Annotated in this window: 9 protein-coding genes and 3 pseudogenes; 11 read left to right on the top strand and 1 reads right to left on the bottom strand. The window is 39.1% G+C overall.

Translation table 11 applies throughout. The features are described from left to right. Position 1: 1 nt before the first annotated feature. From CPRO_RS15585 to CPRO_RS09135, 3 genes are all read left to right on the top strand, one after another. Complete coding sequence (locus CPRO_RS15585; protein ID WP_066050730.1) at positions 2 to 1108, top strand: DUF4316 domain-containing protein; 1107 nt, start codon at positions 2 to 4, stop codon at positions 1106 to 1108. Positions 1109 to 1185: 77 nt separating this feature from the next. Beyond that, entirely contained in the window at positions 1186 to 1545 is a 360-nt protein-coding gene (locus CPRO_RS09140; protein ID WP_066050728.1) for a type II toxin-antitoxin system RelE/ParE family toxin, read from the top strand. A 2-nt stretch (positions 1546 to 1547) separates the two neighbouring features. Beyond that, positions 1548 to 1847, top strand: a complete 300-nt coding sequence (locus tag CPRO_RS09135; RefSeq protein WP_066050725.1) for a helix-turn-helix domain-containing protein — start codon at positions 1548 to 1550, stop codon at positions 1845 to 1847. Between the two features lie 49 nt (positions 1848 to 1896). Here CPRO_RS09135 and CPRO_RS09130 read toward each other — a convergent pair whose 3' ends face one another. Next, the gene (locus tag CPRO_RS09130; protein WP_066050722.1) at positions 1897 to 2100 is read right to left on the bottom strand and encodes a type II toxin-antitoxin system antitoxin; all 204 of its coding nucleotides are present in this window, start codon (positions 2098 to 2100) and stop codon (positions 1897 to 1899) included. A 109-nt stretch (positions 2101 to 2209) separates the two neighbouring features. Here CPRO_RS09130 and CPRO_RS09125 point away from each other — a divergent pair, with 109 nt between their 5' ends. The 8 genes and pseudogenes from CPRO_RS09125 to CPRO_RS09095 all read left to right on the top strand — a co-directional run bounded on the left by CPRO_RS09125 (position 2210) and on the right by CPRO_RS09095 (position 16630). Next, on the top strand, positions 2210 to 2446 hold the full coding sequence (locus CPRO_RS09125) for a sporulation initiation factor Spo0A C-terminal domain-containing protein (RefSeq protein WP_066050719.1): 237 nt from the start codon (positions 2210 to 2212) through the stop codon (positions 2444 to 2446). 309 nt (positions 2447 to 2755) lie between these two features. Then, positions 2756 to 6001: pseudogene (locus tag CPRO_RS16055) on the top strand (LPD16 domain-containing protein); the annotation flags it as partial. A 792-nt stretch (positions 6002 to 6793) separates the two neighbouring features. Beyond that, positions 6794 to 7417, top strand: a pseudogene (locus CPRO_RS16145) (N-6 DNA methylase); the annotation flags it as partial. Between the two features lie 692 nt (positions 7418 to 8109). Continuing rightward, entirely contained in the window at positions 8110 to 9981 is a 1872-nt protein-coding gene (gene ltrA, locus CPRO_RS09115; RefSeq protein WP_066053905.1) for a group II intron reverse transcriptase/maturase, read from the top strand. A 1291-nt stretch (positions 9982 to 11272) separates the two neighbouring features. Beyond that, a pseudogene (locus tag CPRO_RS09110) lies at positions 11273 to 14359 on the top strand (helicase-related protein); the annotation flags it as partial. A gap of 161 nt (positions 14360 to 14520) precedes the next feature. Beyond that, the gene (locus tag CPRO_RS09105) at positions 14521 to 14808 is read left to right on the top strand and encodes a hypothetical protein (protein WP_066050709.1); all 288 of its coding nucleotides are present in this window, start codon (positions 14521 to 14523) and stop codon (positions 14806 to 14808) included. Between the two features lie 62 nt (positions 14809 to 14870). Further along, on the top strand, positions 14871 to 15212 hold the full coding sequence (locus tag CPRO_RS09100; RefSeq protein ID WP_066050706.1) for a plasmid mobilization protein: 342 nt from the start codon (positions 14871 to 14873) through the stop codon (positions 15210 to 15212). Positions 15213 to 15247: 35 nt separating this feature from the next. Beyond that, positions 15248 to 16630 carry a relaxase/mobilization nuclease domain-containing protein gene (locus CPRO_RS09095; RefSeq protein WP_236782336.1) on the top strand — a complete coding sequence of 461 codons (1383 nt, stop codon included), beginning with the start codon at positions 15248 to 15250 and terminating at the stop codon, positions 16628 to 16630. Positions 16631 to 16714: the final 84 nt, after the last annotated feature.

Raw genomic sequence — 16714 nt, 5'->3', positions numbered from 1 at the left:
GATGAGTGATTATCAAGTAAAAGATTTCATGGATTTGGTCAATCAAAATCCAAAAGAGGTTTTGTTTGCTCTAACCAACGATCAGAATTTGAGGGATAGAGTGAAAAAGCTTGTAAATATGTGCGATATTGGGCGGGACTTGGATACTCCCCACAGTTTTGAGGAGCTAAGTATGATTTACGATTACACAAAGAATATTTGGTTAAAGTCAGAAGATTATGCCATAGGGGATATTCAGTATTTTGCAGCAAAGGCAATCAACCACAATATGATTGATGTTTCTTCTCTTTCCCTCATTCCTCTCAGAGAGTTTATTGATGCCCTTTGTGATGATAATACCGATGCGCTGTATAAAGCTGTACTGACTGCATTAGAAAATACCGATGATCGGCTTTTCTTTGACAAAGAAAATGGTACACTGACTTGGCTATACTACAATCCCGATAGCATTGCAGGTGGACAATTTGTGCAGAATATGCTGTCCTATGAACAGATTTTAGAGGTTGCTAAAATTACAAGTAATCCACAGGATTTTTTCTATGACCAGTTAGAAAGCAGAGCAAAACAAGAACTGGGCGATATTGATACCGATGAATTTGTTGCTAGGCGGGCAACTTTTTTAAGTGGTAGCCATACTCTTTCCGGCATTTCGGAAAACACAATGGAAGCTCTAATTACTCTTGCAAAGGAAAGCGAAAACTACTTAAAGACCGCTGAGATGAGCAGCGAGCAAAATTATAATCAAATTGATGGTATTATCAACAACGAGCTCCCTCGCACCATTGGTGGATATGCTGTTACCGAAAGTCATATTGTTAGCAATTATGAGTTTGCCTTTGGCGAAAATGAAAAGGCTCCCTCACCTTATGGCTCTTGGCAAAGGAATATTAAAAACGATGAAGAACGAGCTGATGGCGATAACTGGTTTTGGGGGCATTATTTCAGTGACAAAGACAAGGCTGTTTCCGATTTTAAGGAACGCATCAAAGGTGCTTTGGAAGAAGTGGCTACGAAAAGCCACTCAGTTACCACAAAGCTAAAAGCCTTTAAAGAACTGGAAAACCAAAGCGAAGGTGCAATTCATAAAAATAAAAACTTTGAGCGATAATACCTGTTGACAATATGGGATAAATCCCATATAATATTAATGAGGATAAACACATATCCTATAAAGGTGGATTACAAATGACAGATTTTGAAATCGAATTTTATAAAAATCAAAATGGAGATGTTCCAGTTAAAGATTTTGTCCTTTCTCTTGATACAAAAATGAGAGCCAAGATGTTGCGGTGCATTGAAATTTTAAGGAAGAACGGAAATGATTTACGAGAGCCATATACAAAGCCTTTAGGTAATGGCATATTTGAACTTAGAGCAAAACAAGGTAGTGATATTTCAAGGGTGTTATATTTTTTCGTAATTGGGAGAAAAATAGTACTAACAAACGGTTTTATCAAAAAAACGCCGAAAACACCACCTAAAGAAATTGACCTTGCTGAAAAGTATCGCAAGGATTATTTAGAAAAAAATGGAAAGGAGTTGTAATTATGCGTGATGATTTTGATAGACTTTTAGAAGAAGAATTGAAAAATCCTGAATTTCAAAAAGAATGGAATGTTCTTGAGCCAGAGTTTAATATCATTCAAGCAATGATAGATGCTAGAAAAAATAGTCACCTTACACAAAAGGAGCTTGCACAAAAAACAGGCATTAACCAAGCAGACATCAGCAAACTTGAAAATGGCAATGCAAATCCTACTCTTTCCCTTTTACAAAGGCTTGCTGAAGGAATGGATATGCAGTTGAAACTTGAGTTTATTCCAAAACAAGAAATTGTCGTAAAATAATGAAAAGCAATCCCGATACAAGGATGGACCTCTTTGTATCGGGATTTATTTATTTTTTCCTTGCTGGTTTTACGTTCACTTCGGGGTTTATATCCCCGATTATTTTGCCATGCTCATTTTCGTATTCTTTGATATTGTTGCGAATTAACACGAGAATGTGGCTATTAACAGAACGTCCCTCATAATCAGCAACAAAAGCAATTTTTTCAAGCATTTCTTCTTCGATACGTATGGATACACTTTTGATAGACATAAACAAGCACCTCTTTTAGATATATTGTGTATTTATTTTACATATAATCCGTGTTATAATTTGGAATATAGATATACTATGTGTTTATAAAATGTAAGGAGGATTAAATTTGAGCAATCGAAGTATTTATAGAAAAATAGCAAAGCAAAATGGTATGAGCATGAAAGAAGTCAAAACCGAGATGCAGACAGCACTTGAATACGCTTTTACATCGAATGACGATAGTATTATAAAAGCCTATCAGGAGCAGGTTCCCCGCAGGGGAGAAGTCCCCACACCCGAAGAATTTATAAAATATGCTGTCAACAATCAAATATCAAAAATTCAATCCCGATATAAGGACTAACCTCTTAGGATTGGGAAACAATTAAAAGCTGGACATGTTGGATTACATGTGCAGCTTTTAATCATATTTTCATCAAATAACGGCAATGTGAAAAATTCTATAAGACCTATTTCTAAGCCCAAATACATCTCATGAATTACTCAAAATTTTATAAGTGGTAGGAGCACTTAAGTACACGTATATGTCGTAAGGGAGAAGTCCCCGCACCCGGAAGAATTTATAAAATATGCTGTCAACAAGATAAAAGCAATCAAATAACAGAAAATCAATCCCAATACAAGGGCAAACCTCTTTGTGTCGGGATTTTTTATGTCCAAAATCAAATTTAAGGAGGAGCGAATGAGCAGAATAAACGAAGTTTCAAAGCTATTTGCCGATACCAAAGAAGATGTCTTGAAAAATATCAGTAACTGGCAAGACTATCTTACTACCGCAAGCAAACTCTATAAGTACAGTTTTGATGACCAGATTATGATTTACGCACAACGTCCCGATGCCACCGCTTGTGCCAATATCGAAATTTGGAACAAGAAGATGAACCGCTGGGTGAAACGAGGTAGCAAAGGCATTGCCCTTATCCGTCAAAATCAAGGTGGAAAACCTCGTATTGAATATGTTTTTGAGGTTTCCGATACCAATGAGGTACGAGGAGCAAAAACGCCGTATCTGTGGGAAATGCAACCAAACTATCACGAGGATGTGCTAAAGCAGCTCACAGGGTCTTATGGCGAGATTAAAAAAGATGATTTTGCTAGTAACCTTATGGAGCTTACTGAGCGAGCCGTGGGTGAGCATTACCGAGAGTTTTTGCACGATTTAAACTATGATCTTGAGGATAGCTTTTTAGAGGGAATTGACGAGCTAAATATGGATGTTGCCTTTAGAAATGCTGTTACTACTAGCGTTCAGTATATGGTGCTTACACGGTGTGGCATTGATGCAAGAGAATATCTTGACGAGGACGATTTCAGAGGAATTACGGACTTCAATACCCCTGCTGTCTTCTCTCATTTGGGCAATGCCATTAACTTGGTATCAAATGAAATGCTCCTCACCATCGGTGCAGTGATAAGAGAAAGTGAGCGAAATTTACTTGCAAAATCTATTGATAATAAGCGGAAAGTAGATTATACTGACAATATAGAATTTAGCACTCTAAAGCGTGAAAGTAAAAATATAAAGGGGGAAAATGACAATGGCAGAAAAGGTGAATTATATTCAGAACGGAGACTATCGGATACCGGATTTACAGATGGAGGATTTGGAGAATCTTCCCGATACAGTGGGCAAGTATGGAATGATGAGAGAAACGCATCTCAAGGAGAACCGCAGGGGAACCTACAGCCGAATGCTGCAAGACGGGAGTCTGTGGCCGCATTTGGTGGAGGTGGACAGGACAGCTCACAGTCAAGTAGAACAGATGACAGAAGAAATGATGAAAGCACAGGGAGTAACCGAGGCGCTGAAAGCCAAAGATCAACTTCTTTGGGTGCAGATGACAACAAACATCAAGCTACAATCCGAAGAAGTGGTGATGAAGGACTTGATTTACGCAAGGTAAGTGGCAATCAAGTATCTTTATTTCCTACTATCCATGAACAAATTGAGTCTATTGCAGAAAGTAAAGCAGTAAGCGACGAAGTCCCAAATGGGTTAAGCGTCACGTTTGCTGCTTTTTCTTTTGCCCAAAACAGCCTATTTGATGCTGAATCTATTTCCTTTGAAGTGGTGGATAAGATTTTAGCAACAGGTGGCGAAGAAAAAAACAGCACTTCCCTTATCGCTGGATATATGGCATTTAATACTGATCTTTTTGAAAATGCAGATTATCTAAAAAATCATTATGGTAGAGGTGGCAAGGGCTTTGAGATTGATGGAGTAAAATACTCTTTTTGGTATGATGAAGGCGGAATTTCCATTGCAAGGGGAAATCAGACCTATCACGCACAGAACAAAATAAATCTTTCTTGGGTGCAGACTGCCGAAAGGATTAGAAATCTACTGGAAAAGGGCGAATATCTCACTGCCGATAAACTGGAACAGTCAAAAGAAGTTTATCAAAAATATGTGGCTGAATATTTTTCCTTTATGTATCGGGACAAAGCCGAGGATTACACCAATGAAAAACTTGATCCTATTGTAACGAAATTTGTATATCCTGATTGCACAGAGGAAATTTGTACTCATTTGACGGATAAAGAAAAGTTGTCTACTTTAATGATTGGATTAAAGCAAATGGAGCAGGATTTTATTGCAGATAAAGATGCAACTATGCGAATTACCTTTCATACACCAACTGAAATTATCGGCATGGCAAAGAATTTTCAAAATGAGCCTGTTATTTTCCCCTCCAAAGAGGAATTTGCTCCAATTACTCCGTCTTTTATTACCCAAGACGAACTAAATGCCATCTATGCAACTGATAACCGCACAAGGCATTTTAATACTTCTCGCATTGATACCTATGCCTTTTTCAAACAAGGGCATACAGAGAAAGAGAAATCCGACTTTCTAAAAAATCATTATGGCTGGAGTGGCAGTGGACACTGGGGTATTAGCTTAAACCATTCCGCAAAGGGTACTATATACGCAAGGGAAATTGATTTTAAGCCCTACGCAACCGTGATGGAAAACTGGGGACAGGTAACAAAGCGAATTGACCGCTTGATTGCTGAAAATCGCTATCTTAGCAGTGCTGAGCTTGCCTACATTCCCACTTATGAGAAAGAAAAAATTGCAAGAGGTATCGTTCACTTTTACAGTTACGCTCCATCGGATATAGAAAAACCTTTTACTGCGCCAATCAGTGATTACAGCTATATGGATAGGGCTGTAAAAGAGGTTGCGGAGCAGCTTGAGGATAGCGAGTTTGTAGATAATCTTATTGGACAGATGGAATATGTGTTAGGACATACCCTCTCTGATGCGCGTGGGTTTGACTATATGCAGAAGGCTTTTGCGAATTTAAAGGATTTTCAAACCGGTGATTACTCTGTTTTCAAAAGCCAAGAATACGCCATAAAGCGGGTGGAAAAAGACCTTGAGGAACTGGACGAGGACAGTATCGACGATATTACCAATATCGCCAAAAAACTGGAACGCAAACGAAAATCCACCCACAAAGAAACAGACAGTGAACAGCTCACCCTTGATTTAGTAGGCAGTTCCGTATCATCCATCTTAGAAGATAGGGGGCTTATGGTTTCCGACGAACTTATCGACTTTGCTACAGAAAGCCTTGAAAACCCCACAAATGAAAATATAGTTGCCAAGGTAGAAGAAATTATTAAGGAAGAAAGCAGAATGACCGAGCCTGCTCAACTTGCATATCAAGTGGGCAACCTTTACTTCTCTATCCAGGAAGTTGCCGAAGGCTACGATTATTCTATCTTTGATGAAAACTTCCACCTTATTAATGGTGGCGTTTATGATGATCCATCTATTTCTATGGAGCAAGTCATTAACCGGATTTGTGAAGATGATTTGGTAGAGGGTATTTCTGCACTTACTGACAGGGACAATGCAAAAGAGATCGCCTACAACTACCTTTTAGAGCAAACAGAAACACAAGCAGCTGAGGAGCTACAAGTAGTTACAGCTTTTGATGAAAATCTTGGTGATTTTGATGAGGTAGTCGAAACAGCCATTGTAGAAGAAATTGGCGAAAAGCGCTCCCGTGAGCGAATGGAAGAGCTTGTTAGCGACGAAAAAACCATAACCGAATATTTAAACCAAAAAACAGACCACCCACATCAGATTGTAGGCATACAATCGGGTAGTCTGCTTTTGTTTTATGGTGATGATGCCGAGATAACTGCACCTATTCTTGGTCGCAAGGTAATTGAGCGAGACATATCACTTATCGGTAATACCAAAGTAACTGGCGGTTATGTGGCGGATTGGCAAGTGGCAACAAAAAACCTTAAAGATAAAGGAATTAACTTCTGTTTCATTGGAGAAGAAAACGGCGAGTACCACACCATTACTGAGCATTATGCAAAGGATTATATTCCTATTGGTATGGAGCTTACAATCGGTGGTAGAGATTTTGTTATTGACAGCGTAAATTATGACTTTGACAAGGTTTCCTTGCGGGATACAACCTTCCAAAATGGCACTGGCTTTCCTATCTTTCGCAGTGAAACTGTGGATTATATCCGCTATTTTGTGGAGCAAAAGCAGGCACAGCTGCAAGAGCAAAATATCTCTATTGTTACTGATGAAAAGCAGCCAGAGCACCAAACAATGATCAATTTTGATTTTGGCGGTGGCAGTTTAGAGGATACACCTTTTGCCCCTTTCACTAAACAAGTAGAAAAAGAAATTACGGATACTTCACCTAAAATCAATTACGCAATTACCAATGATGATTTAGGTGTCGGTACAGCCAAAGAAAAATATGCCCATAACATTCTTGCCATTCAAACCCTGAAACAGCTTGAAACGGAAAAAAGACGAGCCAATGCTGAAGAGCAAGAAATCTTATCACAGTATGTCGGTTGGGGCGGTCTTGCCGATGCTTTTGACGAAAACAAGGATAATTGGCGAAGTGAGTATACCGAGCTAAAAGCCATACTCACACCCGATGAATACGAAATGGCAAGAGCCAGTACCCTTAATGCCCACTATACCTCACCCACTGTTATTCGTGCGATATATAAGGCGCTGGAAAATATGGATATTCCAAATGGCAACATTTTAGAACCTGCAATGGGCAGTGGTAACTTTTTCGGGATGCTGCCACAGAGTATGCAAGCCTCAAAGCTCTACGGTGTGGAATTGGATAGTCTAACCGGAAGAATAGCAAAGCAGCTTTATCAGAAGGCAAATATTCAAATGAAAGGCTTTGAGAAAACTGATTTTTCCAATAACTTTTTTGATATGGCAGTGGGTAATGTGCCTTTTGGTAACTACAAGCTCAATGACAAAAAGTATGATAAGCTGGGTTTCCTGATACATGATTACTTTTTTGGTGCGACTCGTTCCTAAGTGAAAAGCTTAGGTGCAAATTTAGAAAGGACGGTGAAAACATAATATTTGCAAACTGATAATTCGATTGGTGGAATGACGGAGTAACGCCCCGAAACGCCAACCTTGATACTCCGACTGGCTCTACTCAAAAGGTAGATGTTCAGAAGCTCGGTGAAGTCGGCAGAGAGTTACCGTATTGTGCTATAAAAGTACAACGAAAGCTGTTCAGCGGTGAATGGTGTAACCTATATGCCGGAGGTCTATAAAGTACCTATGGTGAGAATGACTTAAAAAGTCTGACGAAGCCTTGAATGTAAGGGTCTAAAAGTGGGCTGTACAGAAATGTACAGTTATCTAAAAAGGATAGTGTGTGAAGTAAAGTAAAAATCGAAGATATGAAATACTTTATGCCGTTACAGGCGGTATCAAGCACACAGGCTCAGAGAGGACACCTAAGGGTATATGTAAAGATAGAATTATTGGAACGAGGAAAGTAGAGAAGCTAATAAAATATTAGTTAGCACAGGAATTCATAACTGTGTGAGTTCTCTGCGAGAGCGATGGCACGACCCTTGATGTTTCTGTAATGGAAGCGGAGGAACAGCCATTAGCCGTTTATGATATTAAATAATAACAAAGTAAACATTCACAGCTTCGAGTATGACAAAGAAAATCAAATCCGAGAGGAGGAGATGCCTGTGACAAATGAGAAGCAGAAAAAGAACTCAAAATTACGCCATTTGGAGTATTACAACCTACAAGAAACTTTAGATAAATTATATGCAGACAGTGATGACGGAAAGATTTTCACAAACCTGGTGTCACTCATCACACAAGATGAAAACATACGACTTGCATATAGAAGTATTAAGCGAAATTCAGGTAGTAGCACAAGCGGTATAGACAAAATTACAATTCGAGATATTGAAAAGATACCCGAAGAAAAATTTGTATCGATTGTGCGAAAGAAGCTCCAATGGTACAAACCAAAAGCAGTAAGGCGAGTAGAGATACCAAAACCCAACGGAAAAATGCGACCACTCGGTATTCCCACTATGTGGGACAGAATAGTCCAACAGTGTATTTTACAAATCCTTGAACCTATATGTGAGGCAAAATTCCATGATAAAAGCAATGGTTTCCGACCTAACAGGTCAGCGGAACACGCTATGGCACAAGCCTACACATTCATACAAAAATCACATCTGCATTTCGTAGTTGATATTGATATTAAAGGTTTCTTTGATAATGTCAACCACTCAAAGCTGATAAAGCAGATGTGGAAATTGGGGATACAAGATAAAAAGTTGCTATGCGTAATTAAAGAAATGCTGAAAGCACCTATTGTTATGCCAAACGGTGAAATGATAATGCCCACAAAAGGCACACCACAAGGCGGCATATTGTCACCATTGCTATCCAATATTGTTTTAAATGAATTGGATTGGTGGCTATCGAGTCAATGGGAAAAGCACCCTGCGCATAATATTAAAGAACATATAACAAAAACAGGTGCAATACATCGTGGCAGAGCCTATGAAGCTTTTAGAAAATCAAATTTAAAAGAAATGCAACTTGTGAGATATGCTGATGACTTCAAAATCTTCTGTAAAACTTATGACGAAGCCGTTAGAGCATTTAATGCTACAAAACAATGGCTATATGATAGGTTGAAATTAGAGGTCAGTGAGGAAAAGTCCAAAATTGTAAATCTTAGAAAAGGACATTCTGAATTTTTAGGTTTCAAAATTACCGTTATGGAAAAAGCAAAGTCCTATGTTGTTAAATCAAGTATGTGTGACAAAGCCAAAAAGCGAGAAACAGAAAATTTGATACAACAAATCAAGAAAATTGCTCACCCAAAAGATGATAGGGAGAGGGCAACCTTAATCAATGAGTATAACTCAAAGATTATGGGTATGCACAACTACTATCAAATTGCAACAGCGGTGAGTGCGGATTTTCGAGATATAGGGCGAAAAGTTGATGTTGTGAGAATGAGCCAAATTAAAAGAAAAGCGTTATCCACAAAAGGTGAATACAGAGGGGCATTATACATTGAACGAAGATATGGAAAAAGCAAACAAATTCGATTTGTAAGCGGTAAACCTTTAGCTCCTGTGTCTTATGTAACACATAAAAGCCCTATGTGGAAACGAAAGTCGGTATGTAAATTCACGTCCGAGGGCAGAAAGGAAATCCATAAAAATTTAGCGGTAGACACAAAGACGATGATTTTACTTATGAGAGCAAAAGAAGTCAGCAGAACCGTTGAATATATGGATAATCGCATTTCATTATATGTAGCACAAAATGGTAAATGTGCCATTACAGGAAAAGTCTTATATATTGATGAAATACACTGTCATCATAAAATTCCAGTTAGTCAAGGTGGGAATGATAGATATGAAAATTTAATCATTTTACACAAAGATGCACACCGACTTTTACACGCTACAACAGATGAAACAGTTAAAAATCATCTTTCACAATTAAAACTAACTCCAAAACAAAAAGAAAAACTCAACAAACTGCGATTGTTAGCAAAACTTGAAAAAATCTAAATATATGAGTTAATTACTGCTCGAATATTGTAAGTTTACTTTAGTTAAAACCAATTCATAAACGGTGGAACGCCGTGTGCGGTGAAAGTCGCACGCACGGTGTGGAGTGGGGGAAAATTCGGAGATAACTTCAAAGAATTACCTATCACTATGAAAATCCCTTGATAAGGTTAGAAGTGGCGGTGTAGTGGCCTTTATTACTTCTAAAGGCACGCTTGATAAAGCAAGCAGTGAAGTGAGAAAACACCTTGCTGGGAGAGCCGACCTGCTGGGGGCTATCAGACTGCCTAACACAGCCTTTAAAGCCAACGCAGGAACGGAAGTCACCAGTGATATTATTTTCCTCCAAAAGCGTGACCACGCACCGGAGCGTTTACCTTCTTGGGTAGAGCTTGGCGAAACTGAGGACGGTATTACAGTCAATAAATACTTTGAGGAAAACCCTCAAATGATTATGGGCAGCATGAAAATGGTATCGGGTCCTTTTGGAATGGAAGCCACCTGTGTTCCAAACCATGAAATTCCCCTTACACAACAGCTTGAACAAGCAATACTCCACATTCTATCACCCGATAAAGCACTGCTAAAAGACCCTGTTACCGTTATAGATGGAGAAAAAGAAGTTACCACTATTGAAGCCACTCCCGATGTGCGAAATTTCAGCTATGCGTTTATTGATGACAAGCTATATTATAGAGAAAATAGCAGAATGAAGCCTGTTTCTCTGTCTGATACAGCAGAAAAGCGAGTAAGTGCCTTACTTAGCATTCGTGATAAAACCAGAGAGATCATTGAAATGCAGTTGGAGGAATGTTCTGACGAAGAGTTGCAAAAGGCACAGCTAACATTAAATATAATTTATGACGATTTTAATAAGAAATTTGGGCTGATTAACAGCAAAGCTAATAAGCAAGCCTTTGCAGATGATGTTTCCTATCCGCTCCTTTGCTCTTTGGAGCAATTGGACGAGAATGGCAATCTAAAAGCCAAAGCTGATATGTTCACCAAACGCACCATAAAACAATCGGTTAAGGTTACCGCTGTTGATACTCCTACGGAAGCGCTGGCAGTATCTATTTCTGAAAAAGCCCGTGTGGATATTGGTTTTATGGCACAGCTTTTAGGTGGAGAGGATAACATACCTGTTATCATTGAGGATTTAAAAGGGATTATCTTCAAAGACCCTTTAAGTGATGCAGACAATAACCTTATTGGCTGGCAAACAGCTGATGAATATCTATCAGGCAATGTCCGTGAAAAGCTTGCCATTGCAAGGCTATCTGTTTCAGATAATCCGCAGTATCAAGTCAACTTAGATATGCTTACAAAAATACAGCCAAAGGATTTATCCGCAGCTGAGATTGATGTTCGCATTGGTGCGACTTGGGTAGACCCAGAATACTATAAGCAGTTTATGTTTGAAGTTTTAGGCACTCCACGTTATATGCATAGTAGCAGGATTGATGTTATGTATTCAAAGCATACAAGCGAGTGGAATGTTAAGGGGAAAATGGAGGATAGGGCAAACCCTCGTGCCCTTGCCACCTATGGCACAAAACGCAAAAATGCCTATCAGATTATAGAGGATAGCTTAAATCTTCGTGATGTGCGTGTTTTTGATACCGTCATTGATGATGACGGCAAGGAAAAACGAGTGCTAAATGGTAAAGAAACCACCCTAGCACAGCAAAAGCAGGAAGCCATCGGTGAAGCCTTTAAGGAATGGATATGGAAAGACCCACAGCGTCGAGATGTTTTGGCAAAGAAATACAATGAAATTTACAACTCTATCCGTCCTCGTGAGTTTGATGGTCAGCATATTAAATTTGATGGTATGAACCCAATCATTAAGCTAAATTCACACCAAAGTAACGCCGTAGCTCGTACCCTTTACGGTGGTAACACCCTCCTTGCTCATGTGGTTGGCGCTGGGAAAAGTTTTACCATGGTGGCAAGTGCCATGGAGGGTAAAAGACTTGGTTTGCAACAGAAGTCTCTATTTGTTGTGCCCAATCATCTAACTGAACAGATGGGTGGAGATATTCTTACCTTATATCCTGGTGCAAATGTCCTTATTGCCACAAAGAAGGACTTTGAGCCTGCGAACCGCAAGAAATTCTGCTCTCGTATTGCCACAGGCGATTTTGATATTGTGGTTATCGGGCATTCTCAATTCGAGAAAATTCCTCTATCGGTAGCAAGGCAGGAGGAAATCCTAAAGACACAAATTGATGAAATTCTCTTTGCAATACAGGATGCAAAAAGTCAAAATGGTGAACGCTATACCGTAAAACAGCTTGAGAAAACGAAGAAAAGTCTTGAAACAAGGCTTGAAAAATTGTCCTCGCAAGAACGCAAGGACAGCGTAGTAACCTTTGAAGAATTGGGGGTAGATAAGCTCTATGTAGATGAGGGACACCTTTTTAAAAATTTGTTTCTTCAAACAAAAATGCGTAATGTTGCCGGTATCGGACAAAGTGAAGCACAAAAATCTACCGATATGTTTACTAAGTGCCGTTATATGGACGAGTTGACAGGCGGTAAAGGTGTTGTTTTTGCCACTGGAACCCCCGTGAGTAACTCAATGACGGAACTCTACACAATGATGAGATATTTACAATATGGAACCCTTCAAAGGCTTGATTTAACCCATTTTGATAGCTGGGCTGCCAACTTTGGTGAAAAGGTCACCGCTATTGAACTTGCTCCGGAGGGCACGGGTTTTCGTGCTAAGACACGCTTTGCAAAATTTTTCAATCTTCCAGAGCTGATTAACATTTGGAAAGGTGCAGCAGATATTCAAACCGCTGATATGCTAAACCTACCTGTCCCCATAGCACATCACACAACCGTTGTAACCAAGCCCTCCGAGTTTCAAAGGGAAATGGTAAAAGACCTTGCAGACAGAACAAATAGCGTTCGAAAAAAAGAGGTAGAGCCTAATGTGGATAATATGCTGCGGATTACTTCTGATGGTAGAAAGCTGGCACTTGACCAAAGGCTACAAAATGATCTGCTCTCCGATGATGAAAACAGTAAAATCAATACCTGTGTAAACAATGTATTCGACATTTGGGAGCAAAGTATCGATACCAGAGGAGCACAGCTAATCTTTTGCGACCTCTCCACTCCCCATTATGACGGTACTTTTAATGTGTATGATGATATTAAAAACAAGCTGATGGAAAAAGGTGTCCCACCGGAAGAAATCAAGTTTATTCACGATGCCAACACCGAGCAACAAAAGGCTGAGCTTTTCGCAAAGGTGCGAAGTGGTGATGTTCGTGTGCTGATTGGTTCAACACAAAAAATGGGTGCCGGCACGAATGTCCAGCGGAAATTAGTGGCACTTCATCACACAGACTGCCCGTGGCGTCCGGCGGATTTGGAGCAGCGTGAGGGAAGAATTATAAGGCAAGGTAATGAGAATAAAGAGGTTAAAATCTTCAAGTATGTCACAGAAAATACTTTTGATGCCTACAACTGGTCGCTGATCGAAAATAAACAAAGGTTTATCGGTCAGATCTTCACCAGTAAATCGCCTGCCCGTAGTGCAGATGATATTGATGCTACGGCGCTTTCTTATGCTGAGGTTAAAGCACTCGCCACCGGTGACCCAAGAATTAAGGAAAAGATGGATCTCGATATTGCTGTTGCAAAGCTCAAGCTATTGCGTTCTAACCACCAAAGTCAGAAATACGATATGGAGGATAGGCTCATCAAATACTACCCACAGGAGATTAAAAAGACTGTGGAACGCATAGATGGACTAACCAAGGATTACAAGTTGGTACAGGCTCACCCCATAGCTGAAGATAGCTTTTCTATGACCGTTAAAGGCAAACTATATACTGAAAGAAAAGCTGCCGGGGAAGCTGTTTTACAGGCTTGTAAGGCTATCCTAAACCCCGAGGATAGAGTGAAACTTGGTGAGTTTAGAGGGTTTTCAATGACCCTGTATATTGACAATGGCACATTTAGGATTGCAATGAAAAACAATATCACACATATAGCAGAACTGGAGAACAATATTACAGGTAATATTGTGCGTATTAACAATGCTCTTGAAAATATGCCTAAAACCATTGACAACCTCAAAAACCGTTTAGAAAACCTAAATGCCGAGCAGGCAGCAGCACAGTCTGAGGTGGATACCCCTTTTCCCAAAGAGCAGGAATATAAGGAAAAACAGACACGGCTTACACAGCTTAATATCGAGCTTGACAATGCAGAAAAGGAGGAAGAAGAAGCCGATCATACCGAAACCGAACAGGAGAAAAAGCCATCTGTTCTAAAGATACTCAAGGATTTCAAAGAAGAAATCCGAGCCGATGACGGCACAACCGAAAGCCAAAAAAAGTCTTATGAAGAAAGATAACTATCCCTTCATGTAGACTGCAAAATCAAACAAGGAATGGTTTGTTTTTTGCAGACCATTCCTTTATTTTTTTATCAGAATATTTATGCTTCCATATTGACTTTAATGCTCTAAAGCGATAGAATGAAGATAGAAAAGCAAACGTCAAGGAGGTCGAAAAAATGAGGACTTTATTTAAAATATTGCTATTTCCCATCATCGCAATTTTAACCGTATTAAGCTTAGGTTGTCGATTGATAACCGTAGTCAGCGGAACAATTATTGGTACAATTTCTTCACTACTGTTTCTATTTACCCTTGTATGTTTGGCTATGGGGTTTGCCCAGTGGGAACAGGCAAAAGGATTGTTGCTTCTCTGCCTTGTATTCAGTGAAATCGGACTGTTTGGCTTGGCAAACCTCCTTCTAAATGGTGTAGATTGCGTTACAAGAAAGCTACGACAAGTTTAAAAGTTAATCATCATATTATAGGCTACTTCTTCGGAGGTAGCCTTATTTTTTAGGGAGGATTTATGGCAAATAGAACACGAAAAATACAGCTGCATTTTATGGTTGATGAGCAGGAACGCAAAATCATAGATGCAAAAATGGAGTTAATCGGCACCAATAATTTAGGTGCATATCTTCGCCGTATGGCTATTTACGGTTATATGATAGAACTGGATATGGAGCCATTAAATAGGCTCACCGTGGAGCTTTCACGCATAGGCAACAACCTTAATCAGCTTACCAAAAGAGCCAACGAAACAGGCAATATTTATATTGATGATATTGAGGTCTTGAGCGGTGATATAAAGGCAATTAAAGAGGGTATTCGCAGCTTTATAAATGATCTTTTTGCTGATGAAAAATAGGAGATGATTTTATCGCCACGACACGAATTATTCCAATGCACATCAACAAGGGTAAAACCCTTACCCAGTGCCTTGCAGATAGAACCGATTATGCTAAAAACCCTGACAAAACCAATAGTGGAGAATTAGTCAGTAGCTTTATGTGTGATGCTGATTTAGTGGATAGTCAGTTTCTCTTATCCAAGCAAATTTACCTACAAAAAACAGGCAGAATACAAAAGAATGATGTAATCGCTTATCAGCTTAGGCAGTCTTTTAAGCCAGGGGAAATCTCTCCGGAGCTTGCCAATCAAATTGGCTACCAATTAGCAGAAAAAGTAACAAAGGGTAACCACGCATTTATTGTAGCTACCCATATAGATAAGTCCCATATTCATAATCACATCATTTGGAACTCTACTAATCTAAACTGCAAGAAGAAGTTTAGAAACTTTTGGAATTCTACCAAAGCAATTCAAAAAACAAATGACTTACTTTGCTTGCAAAATGGTCTGTCTATTATAGAAAATCCAAGGGGAAAATCAAAAAATTATGGCAGTTGGCTAGAGGAGGAAAAGCCACTTAATTTCTCTGATAAATTGCGGCTTGCCATTGATGAAGTCTTAGCGGAAAAACCGGAAAACTTAGATGAGTTTTTTAGCAAAATGAAGTCTAAAGGCTTTGAAATTAAGACAGGAATAAATCTCGCCTTTAAGGGTGCTGGACAAAGGAAATTTATACGTTTACGGTCACTTGGAAAAAGTTATCAAGAGAATAATTTAAGAGAAGTTATCGAGGGTAAAAAGGAGCATAAGCCACAAAAAAGAGTTCGTAAATATAACGATAAAAAAGTTAATCTTGTCATTGATTTGCAGTCTAAAATCAGTCAGAAAAAAGGCGCCGGATATGAGCGTTGGGCAAAGACTTTCAATCTTAAACAGCTTGCAAAAACGATGAACTATCTAACCGAAAACAACTTGCTAAATTATGAAGATTTAAGGGCAAAAGCCGAGGTCATTATAAACGAGTTTTCCCGCGTTTCTGACAGCTTAAAATCTGCTGAAAAACAGATGGCAGAAATATCTATTTTGCAGAAAAATATTATCGACTTTGCAAAAACAAAGGCTGTTTATGAGGATTACAAAAAATCTGGATATTCTTCTAAATTCAAAGAAGAAAATATTACTGAAATTCTGCTCCACCAAGCCGCTAAAAATTATTTTAAAGAGGTGGGTTTAAGCAAGCTCCCAAAGATGGCAGACCTAAAAATAGAGTATGCTACTCTCTTTACCGAGAAGAAAAAGGCATACTCTAAATATAATTCTTTGAAAAAAGAAATGCAGGAAATTTTGAATGCGAAAGCCAATGTAGAGCAGCTCCTTGAGTTTGATGAAAAAGAGGAACACCAGCAAAAGAAAAAAGCTGAGCAGTCCTTATAAACCGCAAGCGAAGCAAGGTGCTGCTACTCTCAAAATGAGAGTATTAAAAACACATCAGAGACTGATTGTGTTTTAGTGGGGATT

This window comes from Anaerotignum propionicum DSM 1682 (assembly GCF_001561955.1).
Taxonomy (GTDB): domain Bacteria; phylum Bacillota; class Clostridia; order Lachnospirales; family Anaerotignaceae; genus Chakrabartyella; species Chakrabartyella propionicum.
The sequence above is the reverse complement of the archived record's forward strand: the minus strand, read 5'-3'. Positions and strand labels throughout refer to the sequence as shown.